Below are 16767 nucleotides of genomic sequence, written 5' to 3'. Positions count from 1 at the left end.
CAAGGCTGTCAACAAGCATTTTATCCATACCCTTTGGACCGAGGGTAGTCCTTACTGTCTCTGCTATTACTCTGGCAGCCAAAATATTTAATCTCTGGGCGTCTCTGCCCACATATCTTTGAGTACCTTCTGGAAGAATAACAACGGGTTGTCCTCCTTGTCCTACCATCATCTCAATTACCTCCTTTGTTAAACAAGGGCCTTTCGTTAGGGCTCTATAAAAAGATTTCTATTTAAAAGTCAAGTATTAAATTGACTTGTAGTATATATGATAATGATTTCAAGGTATTTTGGACAAAATACAGGAAAAAGGTTCCAAAAGATTCTTAAGTTTAGTTTGTCTTAGCCTCCCTTATGGAGAGCTATAAAACGATTAAAGGTTTTGGAAAAGTCGAAAAAACCTATGTAGACTCCCTTTTTATAGGTTACGCAGTACCGGCAAAAAGCGAAAAAGAGGCTAAGGAATTCGTTGCAAAGGTTAAAGAAGCTCATGCTGATGCCACGCATAATGTTTCTGCTTATCGAGTTAGGGAAGGTAATACTCTGATTATTCACTATGATGATGACGGTGAACCTAGAGGAAGTGCGGGAAGGCCCGTTCTGAAGGTTCTTGAATATAAGGGCTTAGAAAATGTTGTGGTTGTTGTTACAAGATATTTTGGAGGCACAAAGCTTGGTTATGGTGGATTGATAAAAGCTTACAGTGAGACAGCAAATGAGGTTTTAGAAGAGGCAGGTATAATAGAGATCGTGAAAAAAGAGCCTATAGAGATTATTTTTCCTTATAATTTGTATAGTGCAGTTGAAAAAGCAGTTGAGAAGTTTGGAGGAGAAGTTGTTGAGAGAGACTTTGGTGTTGATGTGAGGTTTGTTGTGGGTATTCTACCTGAGCGAAAAGAAGAGTTCGTAAAATATGTGAATGAGATTAGCAAAGGCAAGGTAAAAATAAGGGAATTTCTTGATTTAAGGAAAGGTATTAGAAGGGGCAAATTCAACGATATTTGAGTCCAATTCTCTCGTTCTAGGGCTTTTATCAGCTTTTTCACTTGGTTTTCTATGGTTTTAACTAATCCATGTGACTATAATGCTTAAAGTTTTGGCATGTGATTCAAGGAAACTTTAATACGCCTAAAAACAGAACTCATATATGGGGATCTGAAAATGGAAGGCCTTCGGGTTTATCCTATTAAAGATATTGAAAAACTTAAAGAAGTTATAGAAAACGTTTTGGATTATGGGGTATTGGATGTAGAGATTGAGAACAGAGCATCACTTCTTGATGATATGCTTGATCGTAAAGATGAAAAGCTTAAATATGCTATGAAAAAACTTGGAGAAAATGATATTGGTGAGGCTAGGCTAGTACTCAAAGAAGGAAAAGCCATATTAGTGCTAAAAATAGAGAATGTCATTTCCATTAGGTTTGTGTTAGAGGATGTTCAGAATATTATTAAAGCACTTGGAATAAGTGGGTGAGGTGCATGAGGCTAGTAAAGCAAGGAGCAGAGGCGAAAATATATCTTGCAGACTTTAAAGAATTTTACTTCCCTTTCTATGGAGAAAAGATTATTATAAAGCACCGTATTCCAAAGCGCTATCGTATAAGAGAGATAGACGAAAAATTGAGAAAGGAACGGACGGTTAGAGAAGCTAGGATTCTGCATAGGGCCAAACAGTTTGGAGTTAATGTTCCTTACGTTTATGAGGTGGATTTGAGGGAAATGAAAATAGTTATGGAATACATTGAAGGCGAGAGGTTAAAGGAACTTTTGGAGAAAATTCACATGGAAGAGCGTCTGAAGCTGTGCAGAGAAATTGGAAGGCAAGTTGGAAAACTTCACGAGGCTGGAATAGTACATGGTGACCTAACGACTTCTAACATGATCCTCAGAGGTGGTAGGATTTACTTCATAGACTTTGGCCTTGCTGAATTTGAGATAAGCCTTGAGGCTCAAGGAGTTGATTTGCATCTTTTAAAGAGAGCGATGGAGAGCACTCACTATAAATGGTTTGAAAGAGGTTTTAACGAAGTTTTAAAGGGTTATGAAGAAATCAGGGGCGAGAAAAAGAGGAAGGAAGTTGAAGAGAGGCTTAAAGAGATAGAAAGTCGTGGAAGATATAGAGAAAGAAGCTGGTCAATAGCTAAATACAGATAATTTTTAAATTCTCTTTCCTATCTTTAACCATGAAGGAAGAGTATTTTACTGAAGACTTCATTTTGAAAGTTAGGGAGAGATATTTTAGGCCAAGAAAGTGGGAAAAGGTTAAATTATTCAAAAAAGCTGCTGTTCTAGCCATTGATCTCCAAAAGTACTTTTTAGTTCCTAAGAGTCCTGCGTATCTTCCTTCTTCACAGGCTTTAATATCTCGATTAGAAGGGTTTTACAGAAAGATTAATGCCCTTGGAGTTCCCATAATTTTTACTCGCCATTCGCATAAAGAGGGGATAATGGTTTGGTGGTGGGGTAGTGGGATGCATAGGGAAGATCCTCTTAACGAAATTCTTGACAATTTCAAACCGTTTGCTAAGATTATCATTGAGAAAAACACGTATAATGCCTTCTATAGAACGAAACTTGAAGAGCTCTTGAGAAAACTTGGTATTGAGACTGTGGTAATTACCGGTGTCATGACGCATCTCTGTTGTGAAACTACTGCCCGAGAGGCTTTTGTGAGGGGGTTTAATGTTGTCTTTCCAGTAGATGGAACAATCACTCAGAATAGGTTTTTCCACGAGGCTACTTTAAGGAACCTTTCCCATGGCTTTGCAGTGACACCACTTCTTGAGGAGGTGCTTGAATGGCTCTCGTTGGGATAATAGGCGCTGGGATTGGGGGAATAGCAACTGCCGTGCAACTGGCCCGTTACAATATTGAAAGCGTAATCTTTGAGCGCAATAGTGTTGGAGGTCTTATCAGGAATGCTTACTCTGTGGAGAATACTATGTTTTTCCCTGAGGGTATACGAGGTGAGGAAGTGGTTGAAATTCTAAAAAGGTATGTGAAGAAATATGGTTTGAAGATTATTTATGAAGAAGTTAAGTCTATAGGGAAAGTTGATGGCTTTTTTAGGGTTCAAACCAACGCTGGAGACTACAAGTTCAAATATCTAGTTGTAGCAACGGGAACAAAACCAAAAAAACTTCCATTTGATAGTGTAATATATCACGTGGCAGAAGTTCCGAAAAGGCATTATGAAAGGGTTCTTATTATAGGTGGGGGAGATGTGGCGTTTGATTATGCTTTAAGTATGAGTGAAATGGCTGATGAAGTAATAATACTTATGAGGAGCGAACCTAAAGCTCTACCTTATCTTCAAAACCTTGTTGCAAAACGAGGGAATATCAAGACTTTCATGGGTCAAGTATTGGACATCCAAAGAGAAGAAAAACTTTTAGCTAAAACCGACGTTGGTGATTTTAAAGTGGATTTGGTCTTAGGCGCTATTGGCAGGGTTCCTAATGTTGAACTCATTGAGGGGCTTAATGATGACAACCTATTCCTAGTTGGTGATGTAAAGAATGGGATTTATCGCCAGAGTGCACTCGCGATTGCTGATGGAATAAAGACTGCTATGATGATTTGGAGGAGGGAGAAATATGGAAATATTGAGTGAAATTGGAGATCCGAATGTTGCCGTTGTTTACATCGGGAAGACTTCAAAGGGAAATATAGTGGAATTTGTTGAATCAGTTCCAACTTCCAACCCTGCTGAAAAGTGGGTGCTTATAGTCTCATCACTTAATGGGTGTCCAGTGGGTTGCAAGATGTGTGATGCGGGTTTCTTTTATAAGGGTAAGCTTGATCTTGATGAGCTACTTGAGCAAATAGAGTATCCAATAGAGAAGCGCTGGGGTGGAAAACCGAAAACGAGAAGATTCAAGGTGCAATTTGCACGGATGGGTGAACCAAGCTTTAACATGGCTGTTATTGAGGCATTGAGGTATTTAGGTGAGCATTATGAGAACTTTTATCCCTCTATTTCTACTATAGCTCCAATAGGTACAGACAAATTCTTTGACGCTCTACTAGAGCTTAAAAAAGAGCTTTTTAAGGATAACTTCCAGCTACAGTTCTCAATACATTCTACTAACCCAGAGCAGAGGGATAAAATAATTCCAGTAAGAAAATGGGGGTTTGAAAAGATAGCTGAGTATGGAAAGGCGTTTTATGATGAAGGAGGTAAAAAGATAACACTAAACTTTGCACTCGCAAGAGAGAATGAGGTAGATGCTAGAATAATTGCAGAATATTTCCCGAAGGAATATTTCCTCATTAAGATAACACCGCTCAATCCAACAGTCAGCGTGATGAAAAACTCCCTCACTAATGACGTTGATCTAGAAACTGGCCTTCCAATAAAGCACAAGGAATTCGTAGAGAACCTCAGAAAGTTGGGATATGACATCATAATTTCAGTGGGTGATACAAGAGAAAACTTGATAGGCTCGAATTGTGGCCAGTATATTCTGCGCTTTCTCAAAGAAAGACCTGAACTCAAGGAGGCTTATACTTTTCTAAAAACCTCTAACTTCAACATTATTCCTTGAAAGCTTTTAAAATTCTCCTAAAAATTTCTTTTTCCTGTCCTCTTTTAGTATGATATAGTTTTTCCACAATTAATTCTGGCGTGCTCTTTCCTAGGATTCCAAACTTTGGCTGTCTGTCTACTATTAGGTTGAGATTTTCATCGAGGCCTTTTGCTTCTATGCCATCAACACGCGCAAAGGGAAGCATAGATTTCAGGTCCTCACCTAGATGGGATACAATCACGATATAAAAACTCTTTTCGTAGCCTATCTTCAAAAGTTCTCCAATTATTTTTACTGCTGCTCCCGGTTCGGTTATAGCCTCAAATTCATCGATGAGAATAAGTTTTTTACCTTCTCGTATAAGAGAGCGTGCAAAACTTTTCAAGACTGTTTCAAATGTTCCGGCACCATATGAGGAACGTTTTCTTCTGAAGAAGAACAGTTCATCTAGTACTTCTATCCAGGCCTTTTCAGCGTTTACAGGAAGACCCATATGGGTTAGAATAGTCACTTGGGCGATCAACTCAAGGAGTGAAGTCTTTCCACCACTGTTTGCTCCAGTTAAAATTATAACCCTCTCTCCATTAGTGTCATCTAGCTCAATAACGTCTCCAATGATATAGCTTACAGGTTGAGGGTTTTTGATAAACAGATGTTTCCCGTTTATGAATCCAATACCTCCTTCGGCTATCGTTGGAAAAGTGAACCCCTGAGTAAACTCTTTAACGGCCCTTAAAAATTCAAGTTCATATGCTTTTTTTAGTTCTTCTCTTAATTTTGGTATTAGTGGTCTTATTTTCTTCAGAATTTCACGACTTTTGAGATATATTTCAAGCTTTATTTCCCTTTCAAGTTCATGTCTTAGGAGTTCAATAGCATCACTAGGGACTTCAACAGGATATAGAGTTTCCCTTGAGAACAGTTCAACATCGATTCCCAGTAACTTATTTAGCTTCTCTTCACTTTTTCTTATTTCTCTGAGAATGTCATCTTCTATCTGGGAAAAGTGGGAGAAGATAGTTTCATAATTGCCTTCTTTTAGCCTTTTCAGGAATTCTAACAACTCTTTCCCACTGAGGGTTAGGCTAAATTCTTTTAGACGTTCTTCAATCCGGGTGTTAAGGTTATTTTCTTCTTCTCTTATTATCTCATCCAAGTTTATCAAGAGTTCTTTCTTCTTCATAGTGGGTGTTAATTCTTTTAGTTTTATCAAAATCTCATTTGCAACGCTTTTTTCTCCTAAAAGTGCTTTTATATTAGATAATGCATTTAAAGTTTCTCTGTTTTCCCATAAGGGCAAAATATAAAGTTCAGGGGCGATTTCACTTATTGAAATCCCCACATCAATTCCATACCCTATAGTACTTAATATCAAGTCGTAACCATCCTCGGGTTCTAAAGCAACATCACAAATTTCTAGGTTTTTTGCTTTTTCAAATTCTGTTTCATCCACAACTAGAAGTCTATCGTGGAGATAATCTTTTTTAAACCGAATAGGCTTTATTCGAGCGAGGAGTTCCTTAAGCCCTGGTTGGATCTTTGAGAGGCTTTCCTTTAAGTAATTTTGGCGCTTTAAGATTTCTTCTTTGTCATTAGTTAGCGTAAAGTCGTCAAGATAGGCTAAGCTCTCCTTTAGCTGGATTCTTTTCTTTATCTCCTCTCTAATACTCTTGTATATTGCTCTTGCTTCGCTGTTAAGTTTCATGGCGTTACAACCCTCTTAACGGTATAAACACAAAAAATCTCTTTCAAACACTTTTTTGTGTTTGAATCATTTCTTAACTTTTTCAATGACTCTAATATCCTCGATTTTTGTGAATGGATACTGGCCGTTTTCGTCTTTCTCTACAGCCTTGACCATGTCCCATATAGTAAGTAAGGCAACGCTAACTCCGGTTAAAGCTTCCATTTCAACACCTGTCTTATAATAGGCCCTTACTTCGCAGGTAGCTTCTATGTAATCCTCTCCAAACTCAAAGTTTATGTCAACCCCAGTTAGTGGTATTGGGTGGCATAGTGGTATTAACTCCCATGTTCTCTTTACAGCTAAGATTCCTGCAATTTGGGCACTTGCTATAACATTGCCTTTTTTGGTCTTCCCTTCTTGAATAAGCTTTATTGTTTCTGGTTTGAGTTTTATTCTACCTTTAGCAATGGCTCTTCTAAAAACAACATCTTTTTGTCCAACTTCTACCATTTTAACACCATTTTCATCCACGTGAGTGAGTTCCATTTTCCCACCATATTTCTAATGTTCAAGAAAAGTATTTAAGCTTTGAAGAGAAATATTACTTCGAACTTCGAGGTATGAGGTGATGCCGTGTGAATGAAATGATAATTGCTACAACTGAAGAAGTTCCTGGATATAAGGTTGTCAAAGTCTTAGGGATTGCTAGAGGGGCAACTGTCAGGGCGAAACACATTGGAAAAGATATTTTGGCAGGATTGAGGAATATTACTGGTGGAGAGGTAAAGGAGTACACTGAAATGCTTGCAGAGGCTAGAGAAGTAGCACTCCAAAGAATGATACAACATGCAAAGGAAATGGGTGCAAACGGTATCATTGGAGTGAGGTTCATGACATCGGCGGTTGCGTCTGGGGCTGCTGAAATATTTGCCTATGGTACTGCTGTTATCCTCGAAAAAGAGTGAGATCAAAGCCTTTCAGTAATTTTAGTTATTATTATGCTTTCAATTACTTTGGCGTCCTCCTTACTAATTATTTCTTCTTTTGAAAGCCTTGTTCTTTAGGGCGGGGGAGGCCAGTAATTATCTATTCTTTTTTACTAACACAACCTATTACCACTGCCTTCCTCCACACACGAGGCACTTCTATGGTTTTCACTTACACTCTGTTGCTCAAATACTATTTAAAATTTTTATGATATTTTATCATATTAAGTCATAATATACAACTATAAGGAGTAATATTTTTTAAGCAAACAGACCACCTTCTAGTGAGGTGATGAGTATGAAAGCCATCAATATAGCAATGAAGGATTTCGAAATAAGTATCAGAACAAAGAGATTTCAAATAATAGTGCTACTTTTTGTGATAACTTCTTTAGGGATGATATATAGCTCTAAGAAACTTGGTATAAGTGCAAATTTATATAAAACACCTTTCCAAATGCTTTTCTTATCAAGCTTCTCAAATGCTTTCAACTACTTAATATCATTATCAGGAATTCTCATTGGGGCAACAACAATAAATGCGGAATTAGAAAGGGGCACTCTAAAGTTGATAGTTTCAAAGCCTGTGTATAGGGATAAAGTGCTCTTGGGTAAACTTTTGGGAGGTTTGTTAACTCTTAGCGTAACTCTATCATTGTTTTATGCTTTAACAGTAGCTTTTGCACTGCTCTTAGGAGTCCCAATAACTGTAAGTGACCTGATGAGATTTTTAGTAACATTACCCTTTAGCCTACTCTATGGACTAGTTTTTCTAAGCCTCGGATTACTTATTTCAGTATTTATTAGGAAGTCCAAAAACGCTATCATCCTTGCAATATTTACATTCCTCTTTTTCGGCTTTTTGCTTTCAATAATTGGTGGAGTAATAGGGTTTGTAGTGGCTGGCTTGCCTCCTCTTCCTAATATTCCGGAAAATGCTACAAATCTAAGTGAAGAACAACTACAAGAGTTGTTCCTCAAAGACCCGGCATATCAAGCATGGTTGACTAAAATGACAACAACAGCTGAAAAAATCCTTTATGTCTCTCCTAACTACCATTATCAGGAAGTTATCAGAATACTCTTCGGGGGGAAGCCCCAAATTAGTGAAGTAGTTTCTGCTTTGGCTTATGAGGAGAGTGTTGTAGAGGATAGATCCATTAGGGAAAGTTTGAGTTTGGTCTGGCAAAACATCTTACTGTTGATAGTAATGCTTCTCCTGCCATTTACAGCAGCTTATGCAAAATTCATGAAAGCTGATTTGAGGTGATTTTATGTACGCTATTGAAATTGAGAGTCTGACCAAGAAGTATAAAGAATTGGTAGCAGTTGATAATCTAACATTGAACATTGAAGAAGGGAGCATTTTTGGATTTTTAGGTCCTAACGGTGCAGGGAAGACTACTACAATATTGAGCATGTTGGGGTTGATAATCCCAGACAGTGGGAGCATAAGGATACTTGGAAGTGACGTTTTTAAGGAGCCAATTAAAGTCAAAGAAAAAGTCGGCTACCTTCCTGAAAACGCAACAGTATATGGCGAGCTTACTGCATGGCGCAATCTAGAGTTTTTTGCCAATTTCTACAACATGAGCAGAGCCGAGAAAGAAAAACGTATAGAGGAGCTGCTCAAGTTAGTTGGTCTTTGGGATGTTCGTTACAGAAAGGCAAAAACGTTCTCAAAGGGCATGAAACAGCGTTTGCTTTTGGCTCAGGCCCTAATAAATGACCCAGAAGTTTTAATACTCGATGAGCCAACGAGTGGTCTTGATCCCGAAGGGGCTCATCTCGTCAAAAGCATAGTGAAAGAGGAGGCAAAAAAGGGAAAGACTGTATTCTTCTCCTCTCACATACTTAGCGAAGTTGAAGAGTTAAGTGATAATGTTGGAATTCTCGTAAGTGGAAAGCTCAGAGCGATGGGGACATTGGAGGAAATAAAGAGACAGTTCATGGAACTCGAGGGTTATGAGATAAAAATAGAGGCTAAACAAAAGCTTCCTGAATTTGATCTTGATGACATAGTGAGGATGGAAAAGATAAACGACAAGAAAATGATAATATTTGCCAGAGACGACATCAGAGACCAGATCTCGGATTATCTGTCGAAGAGAGGGATGACCATAATAAATCTTGAAATTGAGGAGCCGAGCTTGGAGGACGTTTTTCTCAAAACAATTTACAAGAAGGAGTGATGAAAATGAAAAAGCTTACTTTTATTTTGATATTATTTCTCTTGACCTCTATTTTTCCAGCAACAGCTTCCTTGCCATGGATAACAGTGTTTGAGGGAAGGGTACAAATTGGAGAAACTTTAATTGTGGGGGATTATCAGATTAAGATAACTCAAGAAAAGTACACTTTAAAACCTTATGCAATAATTTACAGGAAAGGTAAGATCAGGAGTGTAGTAGAGCTTAATCGAACTTTTGAGATCGATAACATAAGGATAATGAGAGGTAGTTTTGATGAAAGGGGCATTTTTGTAGTTCTTCAATACAAACCAAGCTTTCTTAAGGAAATAGGGCCTCAAGAAGGCAATATTTTTAATATCGATGGGTATTCGATTTTGATAATTAACTCTACTGAAGACATGCTCTCTCTAAAGATAAATGGAGCAGAAGTTACTATAAAGAAAAACTCCTCGAGAGTGTTTGATAAACTCGTCCTTATATATAATAATGGAGTTCTAGATATTTACTCTGCTAACATTCAAGTAAGGCATGAAAAAAGTGATAATTATGAGATTTATTATCCATTCAGGAGTTTGAAGGTAGACGCAGGAAGTAGAGTTCAGCTTCCTATTAACATTGTCAATGAGAATACTGACAGTTCAGAGCTTAGTTTAAGGATACTTTCAAAGCCAGCAGACTGGGAAGTTGATTTTTTTGATGAGAGTAGCAATTACAGGATCAATGGCCTTATTCTTAATCCTGGAAGTTCTATAACGGTTAATCTTCTAATAAATGTCCCAGAGGCAGCAAAAGGAATCCATAGTATTATTTTTGCTGTGGGAGATAAAGTAGGGAGGGTAGATTTAAATGTAACTAAGGATCCGAATGGAGGAGTAGGTCTTAAGGTGCCGCTTTTATCAATAGAGGCTGAGGCTGGTGAGAAAATAATCTTTCCAATACAGTTTACACCATATGTTGATGAAAAGGTGATTGAGCTTCAAATAAAAGAGGTCCCTCCAGAGTGGAATGCATACTTCTCCCTAAATGGGCAGAGAATTAGATCATTTCTCTTAGATAAGAGTGAGGTTGTTAATCTTGTTGTGAAGAGTCCAAGAAATGCCGAATTGGGTGAGCATAAAATAAAGTTTTCCGTTAACAAAATGGAGAAAAGTGTAAGCGTTTTCATTTACAAAACGCACAAGGAAGAACCTGCAAACCTGATTTTGAGCATAATTGATGAAGAAGGAAGGCCCGTATCAAAACCCAAAGTACAGATTGGAAATGAGACTTACATCGCAGATACAAATGGTGTTTTGGAGGTGCAACTTCCAAAGGGGAATTACACAATAATCGTAAGTAAAGAGGGGTATGAAATCAAAGAGGAAAGAATAATGCTTGAGGATGGGGAGAAAAAAGATGAGAGAATTACCCTGAAGAGGCTTTTATACTACTTCGCTGTAGATATGGAGAGCGATCATTTAATAACGGGCTTTGACTTTCAACCTGTTTATGAGATTAGAATTGAAAATCTAGGTAAGGAGAACGATGAATATACTTTAAGCATTGAAGGGCTTCCATCTGGTTGGGCTGTGAGCTTTCTCAGGGATGTACAGAGCAATTTTGAAATTAAGAGTATAAAAGTAGATAGTGGGGAAGCTAAGAGTGCCTATTTAAGAATAATCCCGTCATTTAATGCACAGCCAGGGGTTTACAATGTTACATTGAAGATAAGAAGCACCTCTGGAAACGAAATAGAGAAGAAAATTGAAGTGGAAGTTATAGGAAGATATGAACTTCATGTTGAAGCTGCAAACTACCTCGTATCCCTAAAGCCTGACGAAGAGAAGAGCATTCCCATAACCCTCAGAAACTTCGGAAACACCGTGACTAACGTTAACATTGAAGTGAATGCTCCACAAGGGTGGGATGTTGAAGTAGAACCTCAAAAGCTGGCTAAGATAGAGGGGAAGGGTGTTGAGACAATAACTATTCGTATAAAACCCTCAAAAGCAACACCTGCTGGAGAATATCGGATAAATATAGGTGTAAAATCTGACCAAACAGAGTCACGAATCCAGCTTACTGCTAGAGTGAGGCAAAGCTCAAGTTCGGCTTACCTTGGAGTAATAATCTTGGTGATGGCATTTGCAACAGTTATACTACTGATGCGCCGTGTAGGAAGGAGGTAAAGATAAATGAAGGAACTCAACATAGCATTCAAGGAGTTCTCCTCATCTATAAGGAGTAAGAGATTCATAAGCCTGCTCGCTTTCTATCTTTTTATAACGTTTTTCTTCAATTACTCGATTAAAGATGACCTCATAAATCGAGCAGGACAGATAATCGTAAGCTACACTTCCTTTCCTCTATCTGGGGCAGAAGGCACCATAGTGGCAACTCCCCTATCAATTTCCATAACTAGGAATTTAATGGTGCTCCTCATTTTTGGGGCGATAATAGGGATAGTTCTTGGAGCTGACACAATAAACAAGGAAATCGAAGAGGGAACGGTTAAAGTGTTAATGAGCCACCCAATTTACAGGGATCAAGTTATAAATGGAAAATTCATTGGAAACAGTATGGCATTGTTCTCAATAGTCATGATAGGGTACGTCTTTTCAATAGCTTACCTCCTATTGCTTGGAATGCCTCTCGATATCACTTCCATTCTAAGGGCTCTAATAGCGGCCATTTTCACTCTAATTTACATGATGACATTTCTAAGCATCGGTATTATGTTATCAACGCTCTTGAAAAAGCCTGAAACTGCAATACTATTGGCAATAACCCTTGGAATATTTCTGACTTTAATATACCCCTTCATAGTTGAGATTGCAGTTGATAAAATTGTGGGAGAAGAGCCATATTGTCCTTCCCCAGTTTATAGGGTGGAAAAAGAACAGCCTATTTATGAAAGTCCTCTCAATCTATGTCCTGCAATAGCGGAATGGAGGGATAAGAGGGAGTTGTGGAAAAATAGGCTGTTTTTGTTGAATCCAACCCACCACTATGGACAGCTTATAATAAGCGCTTTTGCAGGGGATGAAACTGCCCGGGATTACCTATCTCTTGGAGATTCTCTTTTGTTGACTTTTAACAGTATTGCAATACTCCTGGTTGAGCTTTTATTGCCATTTACAATAGCGTACATAAGGTTCATCACGAGCGATTTGAGATGAGGTTTTCTCTTTTTAACTAGAATTGGAAAATTTAAAAATAAGGATCAACCTTTTGCAACTCCGATGGGTCTCATCCTTGCAACAAGATTAGCTATTCCTGCTTCGTGTACAACTCTAACGACGTTATCAACGTTCTTGTAAGCTCCTGGTGCCTCCTCGGCTACAACCCTCATGCTTGCTGCCCTGATGTATATTCCTCTCTGCATGAGCTCATTCCTGAGTCTATCTCCTCTAAACTGTCTTGTTGCAGCATGTCTGCTCAAAACTCTCCCTGCACCGTGACATGTACTTCCAAATGTTTCTCTCATTGAGCCCTCAGCACCTGCCAATACATAGCTTGCTGTACCCATGGAGCCAGGAATTAATACTGGTTGCCCAACATCACGATATGCTTTGGGGATTGCTTCATGTCCAGCAGGGAATGCTCGTGTGGCACCCTTTCTGTGGACTACGACTTTGATCTTTCTTCCGTTAACTTCGTGCTCTTCTACCTTTGCTATGTTGTGGGCTACATCGTAAACTATGTGCATTCCTAAGTCTTCTGCCTTTTGTTTAAATACTTCCTCAAAGCTCTCTCTTACCCAGTGAGTAATCATTTGTCTATTTGCCCAAGCGAAGTTTGCTGCTGCCTTCATAGCACTAAAGTATCTTTGTCCTTCTTCGGTTTGGAATGGAACACTAACAAGTTCTCTATCGGGCCATGGGACGTTATACTTTCTGTTTGCTTTTTCCATAATTCTCAGGTAGTCGCTGGCCACCTGATGCCCAAGACCCCTCGATCCTGTATGTACCATTACCACGATTTGGCCCTCAAAAAGCCCATATGCCTTGGCAATTTCTTCATTAAAGACCTTGTCAACAACTTGAATTTCTAAGAAGTGATTTCCACTTCCGAGTGACCCTAATTGGGGCGCTCCCCGTTGTTTTGCTTTTTGACTAACGGCGTTTGGATTTGCTCCTTCCATTCTTCCTCCTTCTTCTAAGTGCTCTAAATCATCTTTCCATCCGTAACCATTATCTACAGCCCATTTTGCTCCGTCAGCTAGTACATCATCCAACTGAGTCCAGTGAAGTCTGATCCTTCCCTTGCTTCCGAGGCCACTTGGGACGTTTTTGAATAGGGTATCAATGAGCTGTTTAATCTTTGGTCTCACTTCTTTCTCCACTAAATTGGTCCTAATAAGCCTGACACCGCAGTTAATGTCATATCCGACGCCCCCAGGGCTTATCACACCCTCTTTTACATCAAAAGCAGCTACACCACCTATTGGAAAACCATATCCTTGGTGGCCATCGGGCATTACGATAGAATATTTATAAATTCCGGGAAGCATGGCCACATTGGTGGCCTGTTCTAAAGTTTTGTCTTGACGCATTTTTTGAAGTAAAGTGTCGTCAGCATAAACTCTTCCAGGAACTCTCATTCTCCTATTAAACTTGGGTATTTCCCACCTTATCTTATCCAATCTCTTCAAGGGTATCTCCATTCTCCTCACCTCACTATTAAATAACTCTCAAAACTTTAAAAGATTGTGTTATTCGAGATTAATTCTCCGCTCTTTGGGTACATAATTTTTTATAATCCCCTCTTTAGCTTTTCCACATCCAAGGTAGTACTGGCCCCATTTTAGTATTACCCATCCATTTATCTTTTCACTGATTTTTAGATCTTTCCCAGCCAACCACAGCTTAGCTTTTTCTTTATCGACTTCAACTATGTTTTTTTGACCCTTCGGACCAACTAGGAATGCTCCCTCTATGGTTAGTCTTATTCCATCACTCTCAATTTTCCCAAAGTAAATGCCTTTTTCGGTATATACCCTAGGATTAAATGAGCAGGGCTTGTAAGCGTAAACTCTTCTGTTTGGCTTAACTTCAAAAACTAGATCTGGTGCATATCCATACTGTTCTATGAGCATCTCTTTTACTTTTTTATTCATGGCTTCCTTATCCTTGCCACAAAGAACGCCTCTGTGTTGTTGTCCTCTGGATGTAGCCTTAGACACTTTTTCACCTCCTCAGAGTATTTCCTTCCTTCGAATTCCAAAACTGGTGGGGTAGATTTCAAGGGGATATTTATTTTTTCGAGCTTTGCATCGGTTTTACGAAGGAGATAGTCTACAATTTCCTCATTTTCAAAAGGATCTATTGTACATGTGGAGTACACAAGTATTCCGCCTGGTTTTAAAGCTTTGTACGCAGCCAGTATAAGCTTTTTTTGGATGTTAGAATACATAATTACCTTTTTCATGCTCCAGTCATTTAGGAACTTGAAGCTTTTTCGTATCATTCCCACACTTGAACAAGGGGCATCTAAAAGTACTTTATCAAAGGTATTCTCAAACCGACTAAAATATGCTCCATCTTTGACAGTAACCTTTGTATTTAATACTCCAAATCGATTTAAATTAGCTATTAATACATTGACACGCCATTTTTTCATGTCATTGGCTATTATGCACCCTTCATTTTCCATGCGTTGTGCTAATTGGGTTGTTTTTGCACCAGGAGCGGCTGCCATATCAAGTACGAGTTCTCCAGGTTTGGGGTCTAAGACTACAGGGGGTATCATGGAAGAGGCTTCTTGAGGAAAAACGAGTCCTAGTGAATATTCTATCATCTTTCCAAACTCGCGAGTATTTATGAAAAATCCCTCCTTTACCCATGGAATTGGTTCGAGTTCGTATTTTTCCTCTAATCTGGACTTGACATAATCTAATGGGGCTTTTAAGGTGTTTATTCGTATGCTTTGTCTTAAAGGGGTAAGTAAGAGATTCCAGAATTCTTTGCTCTCATCAAGTTGGGAATATCTCTCGTAGAATGATCTATTTATTTTTAATACTTCTTCCATCTGATCACCTCAAATATCCGGGACAAGCTGAACCATCCATTTACCATCTTCAAGCCGTTTTATTTCCATTTCATGATAAGTTATTGCTTTAACTTCTTCTTTTGGTTCATGTTTTTCACTTAAATGCTCCCCATAGGCTACTGCTTTTAACTTATATCCTTCTTTGCTCTTTTCTATTTTTACATCGAAGTCTCTAAAAACTAGACCTTCCACATCGTGGAGGATTAGAAGTCTTTCAAGGAAATCATATAAGAGTGACTGTAAATCTTCTCCCTCAGCTTCGACGTGTCTCGCTTCTTTTTTCTCAACTTTTCTCACATCTACCATAACGTCAAAAAGGGCTATGGCAACTGATTCAAAGGCCTCTTCTAGAGTATCCCCATAACCTCTTATTCCAATGTCTGCAGTATGTTCATAATGTTCCCACTTTTTCATCTCTCTCACCCGATAGGTTAATATTTCCCCAAGTTTATTAGGGTTTAGGGGAGAGCATCATGAGACAAATAACAGTGAAGAAGATTATGGAAATGAAAGGGAAAGAGAAGATAGTAATGGTTACAGCGTACGACTATCCCTCTGCACTCATAGCGGACAAAGCTGGAATTGACATTATTTTTGTAGGGGATTCTCTTGGAATGGTGGTTTATGGAGATGAAAATACCTTAAATGTCACTATGGATCAGATGCTTTATCACACTAGGGCTGTAGCCAAAGCTGTTAAACGGGGCTTAGTTCTGGCTGATATGCCATTTATGAGTTATGAAGTGAGTATTGAAGAAGGTATGAAAAATGCGGCCCGGTTGATTCAAGCAGGAGCAGATGCAGTGAAAATTGAAGGGGGTTACGATCATAGAAAACTCGTTAAGAGACTTGTTAGAGCTGGAATACCTGTTATGGGCCATACTGGGCTTACACCACAAAGATACCTTCGTTTGGGAGGATATCACATAACTGGGGAGACAGAAGAAGAAATTGAAGAAATTATTAAAGATGCAAAGGCTTTGGAAAAAGCTGGGGCATTTGCAGTTGTTTTGGAGTTTGTGCTCTCTGATGTAGCCAAACTTGTTACAGAGGAAGTCAATATACCAACTATTGGAATAGGGTCTGGTCCCCATTGTGATGGCCAAGTTTTGGTTTGGCATGATTTACTAGGGGTCTATGAGCATGCACCCCCGTTTGTTAAGAAATATGCTGATCTAAGGAGCATAATCCAATTAGCATTGGAAAATTATAGAGAAGAAGTAAAAGAAGGAAGATTCCCCAGTGGAAAGTATTACTGGGAGTTCTTGGATAAAGAGGATTTCGAAAAGAAAAAGCAGAGGGTAATGGAAAAATTGCTAGAGGATGAATTGGAAGAGTGAT

General features: G+C 38.7%; 18 protein-coding genes and 1 pseudogene. 12 read left to right on the top strand and 7 right to left on the bottom strand.

What is annotated here, in order from left to right; translation table 11 throughout:
- Positions 1-169: pseudogene (locus EP1X_RS10220) on the bottom strand (thermosome subunit); the annotation flags it as partial.
- A 185-nt stretch (positions 170-354) separates the two neighbouring features.
- On the opposite strand from EP1X_RS10220, the gene EP1X_RS08900 reads away from it, so the two are divergent.
- From EP1X_RS08900 to EP1X_RS08875, 6 genes are all read left to right on the top strand, one after another.
- Positions 355-1005 (top strand): YigZ family protein, encoded by a 651-nt coding sequence (locus EP1X_RS08900; RefSeq protein ID WP_055283736.1) that lies wholly within the window; start codon positions 355-357, stop codon positions 1003-1005.
- Positions 1006-1161: 156 nt separating this feature from the next.
- Positions 1162-1476 (top strand): hypothetical protein, encoded by a 315-nt coding sequence (locus EP1X_RS08895; RefSeq protein WP_055283734.1) that lies wholly within the window; start codon positions 1162-1164, stop codon positions 1474-1476.
- A gap of 5 nt (positions 1477-1481) precedes the next feature.
- Positions 1482-2156: a Kae1-associated kinase Bud32 gene (locus EP1X_RS08890; protein ID WP_055283732.1), complete on the top strand. Its 675-nt coding sequence runs from the start codon at positions 1482-1484 to the stop codon at positions 2154-2156.
- Positions 2157-2185: 29 nt separating this feature from the next.
- Positions 2186-2818, top strand: a complete 633-nt coding sequence (locus EP1X_RS08885) for an isochorismatase family protein (RefSeq protein ID WP_055283730.1) — start codon at positions 2186-2188, stop codon at positions 2816-2818.
- Complete coding sequence (locus tag EP1X_RS08880) at positions 2800-3615, top strand: NAD(P)/FAD-dependent oxidoreductase (RefSeq protein ID WP_055283728.1); 816 nt, start codon at positions 2800-2802, stop codon at positions 3613-3615. Before EP1X_RS08885 ends, EP1X_RS08880 begins: the two co-directional genes overlap by 19 nt.
- The gene (locus EP1X_RS08875; protein WP_055283726.1) at positions 3599-4549 is read left to right on the top strand and encodes a radical SAM protein; all 951 of its coding nucleotides are present in this window, start codon (positions 3599-3601) and stop codon (positions 4547-4549) included. The genes EP1X_RS08880 and EP1X_RS08875 overlap by 17 nt, the downstream gene beginning before the upstream one ends.
- Here the strand turns inward: EP1X_RS08875 and EP1X_RS08870 are convergent.
- Both EP1X_RS08870 and moaC read right to left on the bottom strand, forming a co-directional pair.
- Positions 4539-6236: a DNA mismatch repair protein gene (locus EP1X_RS08870; protein WP_055283724.1), complete on the bottom strand. Its 1698-nt coding sequence runs from the start codon at positions 6234-6236 to the stop codon at positions 4539-4541. The genes EP1X_RS08875 and EP1X_RS08870 overlap by 11 nt on opposite strands.
- Positions 6237-6302: 66 nt before the next feature.
- Positions 6303-6764: a cyclic pyranopterin monophosphate synthase MoaC gene (gene moaC, locus EP1X_RS08865; RefSeq protein ID WP_055283722.1), complete on the bottom strand. Its 462-nt coding sequence runs from the start codon at positions 6762-6764 to the stop codon at positions 6303-6305.
- A gap of 98 nt (positions 6765-6862) precedes the next feature.
- On the opposite strand from moaC, the gene EP1X_RS08860 reads away from it, so the two are divergent.
- From EP1X_RS08860 to EP1X_RS08840, 5 genes are all read left to right on the top strand, one after another.
- Positions 6863-7183, top strand: a complete 321-nt coding sequence (locus tag EP1X_RS08860) for a YbjQ family protein (protein WP_371180453.1) — start codon at positions 6863-6865, stop codon at positions 7181-7183.
- A gap of 319 nt (positions 7184-7502) precedes the next feature.
- A complete protein-coding gene (locus EP1X_RS08855) occupies positions 7503-8474 on the top strand; it encodes an ABC transporter permease (protein WP_055283718.1) in 972 nt (323 codons plus the stop codon).
- 4 nt (positions 8475-8478) lie between these two features.
- On the top strand, positions 8479-9396 hold the full coding sequence (locus tag EP1X_RS08850; protein WP_055283716.1) for an ABC transporter ATP-binding protein: 918 nt from the start codon (positions 8479-8481) through the stop codon (positions 9394-9396).
- A 5-nt stretch (positions 9397-9401) separates the two neighbouring features.
- Positions 9402-11564 (top strand): NEW3 domain-containing protein, encoded by a 2163-nt coding sequence (locus EP1X_RS08845; RefSeq protein WP_055283714.1) that lies wholly within the window; start codon positions 9402-9404, stop codon positions 11562-11564.
- A gap of 6 nt (positions 11565-11570) precedes the next feature.
- The gene (locus EP1X_RS08840; RefSeq protein ID WP_055283712.1) at positions 11571-12554 is read left to right on the top strand and encodes an ABC transporter permease; all 984 of its coding nucleotides are present in this window, start codon (positions 11571-11573) and stop codon (positions 12552-12554) included.
- A 44-nt stretch (positions 12555-12598) separates the two neighbouring features.
- Here the strand turns inward: EP1X_RS08840 and EP1X_RS08835 are convergent, their stop codons facing one another.
- From EP1X_RS08835 to EP1X_RS08820, 4 genes are read right to left on the bottom strand one after another with little or no spacing between them, the layout of a single operon-like run.
- Entirely contained in the window at positions 12599-14041 is a 1443-nt protein-coding gene (locus EP1X_RS08835) for an RtcB family protein (protein ID WP_055283711.1), read from the bottom strand.
- 48 nt (positions 14042-14089) lie between these two features.
- Positions 14090-14494, bottom strand: a complete 405-nt coding sequence (locus tag EP1X_RS08830) for a hypothetical protein (protein WP_055283709.1) — start codon at positions 14492-14494, stop codon at positions 14090-14092.
- A complete protein-coding gene (locus tag EP1X_RS08825) occupies positions 14491-15405 on the bottom strand; it encodes a tRNA (cytosine(49)-C(5))-methyltransferase (RefSeq protein WP_055283707.1) in 915 nt (304 codons plus the stop codon). Before EP1X_RS08825 ends, EP1X_RS08830 begins: the two co-directional genes overlap by 4 nt.
- Positions 15406-15414: 9 nt before the next feature.
- Positions 15415-15840 (bottom strand): archease, encoded by a 426-nt coding sequence (locus EP1X_RS08820; protein WP_055283705.1) that lies wholly within the window; start codon positions 15838-15840, stop codon positions 15415-15417.
- A gap of 59 nt (positions 15841-15899) precedes the next feature.
- Here EP1X_RS08820 and panB point away from each other — a divergent pair, with 59 nt between their 5' ends.
- Positions 15900-16766: a 3-methyl-2-oxobutanoate hydroxymethyltransferase gene (gene panB / locus EP1X_RS08815; protein ID WP_055283704.1), complete on the top strand. Its 867-nt coding sequence runs from the start codon at positions 15900-15902 to the stop codon at positions 16764-16766.
- The last annotated feature ends 1 nt before the right edge of the window (position 16767 follow it).

The organism is Thermococcus sp. EP1, assembly GCF_001317345.1.
GTDB lineage: Archaea > Methanobacteriota_B > Thermococci > Thermococcales > Thermococcaceae > Thermococcus_A.
The sequence above is the reverse complement of the archived record's forward strand: the minus strand, read 5'-3'. Positions and strand labels throughout refer to the sequence as shown.

Bases quoted from the DNA above. Each gene is read 5' to 3' on its own strand.
- moaC (WP_055283722.1), bottom strand. From the start codon at position 6,764: ATGGAACTCACTCACGTGGATGAAAATGGTGTTAAAATGGTAGAAGTT.
- EP1X_RS08855 (WP_055283718.1), top strand. From the start codon at position 7,503: ATGAAAGCCATCAATATAGCAATGAAGGATTTCGAAATAAGTATCAGA.
- EP1X_RS08890 (WP_055283732.1), top strand. From the start codon at position 1,482: ATGAGGCTAGTAAAGCAAGGAGCAGAGGCGAAAATATATCTTGCAGAC.
- EP1X_RS08825 (WP_055283707.1), bottom strand. From the start codon at position 15,405: ATGGAAGAAGTATTAAAAATAAATAGATCATTCTACGAGAGATATTCC.
- EP1X_RS08885 (WP_055283730.1), top strand. From the start codon at position 2,186: ATGAAGGAAGAGTATTTTACTGAAGACTTCATTTTGAAAGTTAGGGAG.
- EP1X_RS08900 (WP_055283736.1), top strand. From the start codon at position 355: ATGGAGAGCTATAAAACGATTAAAGGTTTTGGAAAAGTCGAAAAAACC.
- EP1X_RS08820 (WP_055283705.1), bottom strand. From the start codon at position 15,840: ATGAAAAAGTGGGAACATTATGAACATACTGCAGACATTGGAATAAGA.
- EP1X_RS08835 (WP_055283711.1), bottom strand. From the start codon at position 14,041: ATGGAGATACCCTTGAAGAGATTGGATAAGATAAGGTGGGAAATACCC.
- EP1X_RS08875 (WP_055283726.1), top strand. From the start codon at position 3,599: ATGGAAATATTGAGTGAAATTGGAGATCCGAATGTTGCCGTTGTTTAC.
- EP1X_RS08830 (WP_055283709.1), bottom strand. From the start codon at position 14,494: ATGAATAAAAAAGTAAAAGAGATGCTCATAGAACAGTATGGATATGCA.
- EP1X_RS08840 (WP_055283712.1), top strand. From the start codon at position 11,571: ATGAAGGAACTCAACATAGCATTCAAGGAGTTCTCCTCATCTATAAGG.
- EP1X_RS08860 (WP_371180453.1), top strand. From the start codon at position 6,863: ATGATAATTGCTACAACTGAAGAAGTTCCTGGATATAAGGTTGTCAAA.
- EP1X_RS08880 (WP_055283728.1), top strand. From the start codon at position 2,800: ATGGCTCTCGTTGGGATAATAGGCGCTGGGATTGGGGGAATAGCAACT.
- EP1X_RS08850 (WP_055283716.1), top strand. From the start codon at position 8,479: ATGTACGCTATTGAAATTGAGAGTCTGACCAAGAAGTATAAAGAATTG.
- panB (WP_055283704.1), top strand. From the start codon at position 15,900: ATGAGACAAATAACAGTGAAGAAGATTATGGAAATGAAAGGGAAAGAG.
- EP1X_RS08895 (WP_055283734.1), top strand. From the start codon at position 1,162: ATGGAAGGCCTTCGGGTTTATCCTATTAAAGATATTGAAAAACTTAAA.
- EP1X_RS08870 (WP_055283724.1), bottom strand. From the start codon at position 6,236: ATGAAACTTAACAGCGAAGCAAGAGCAATATACAAGAGTATTAGAGAG.
- EP1X_RS08845 (WP_055283714.1), top strand. From the start codon at position 9,402: ATGAAAAAGCTTACTTTTATTTTGATATTATTTCTCTTGACCTCTATT.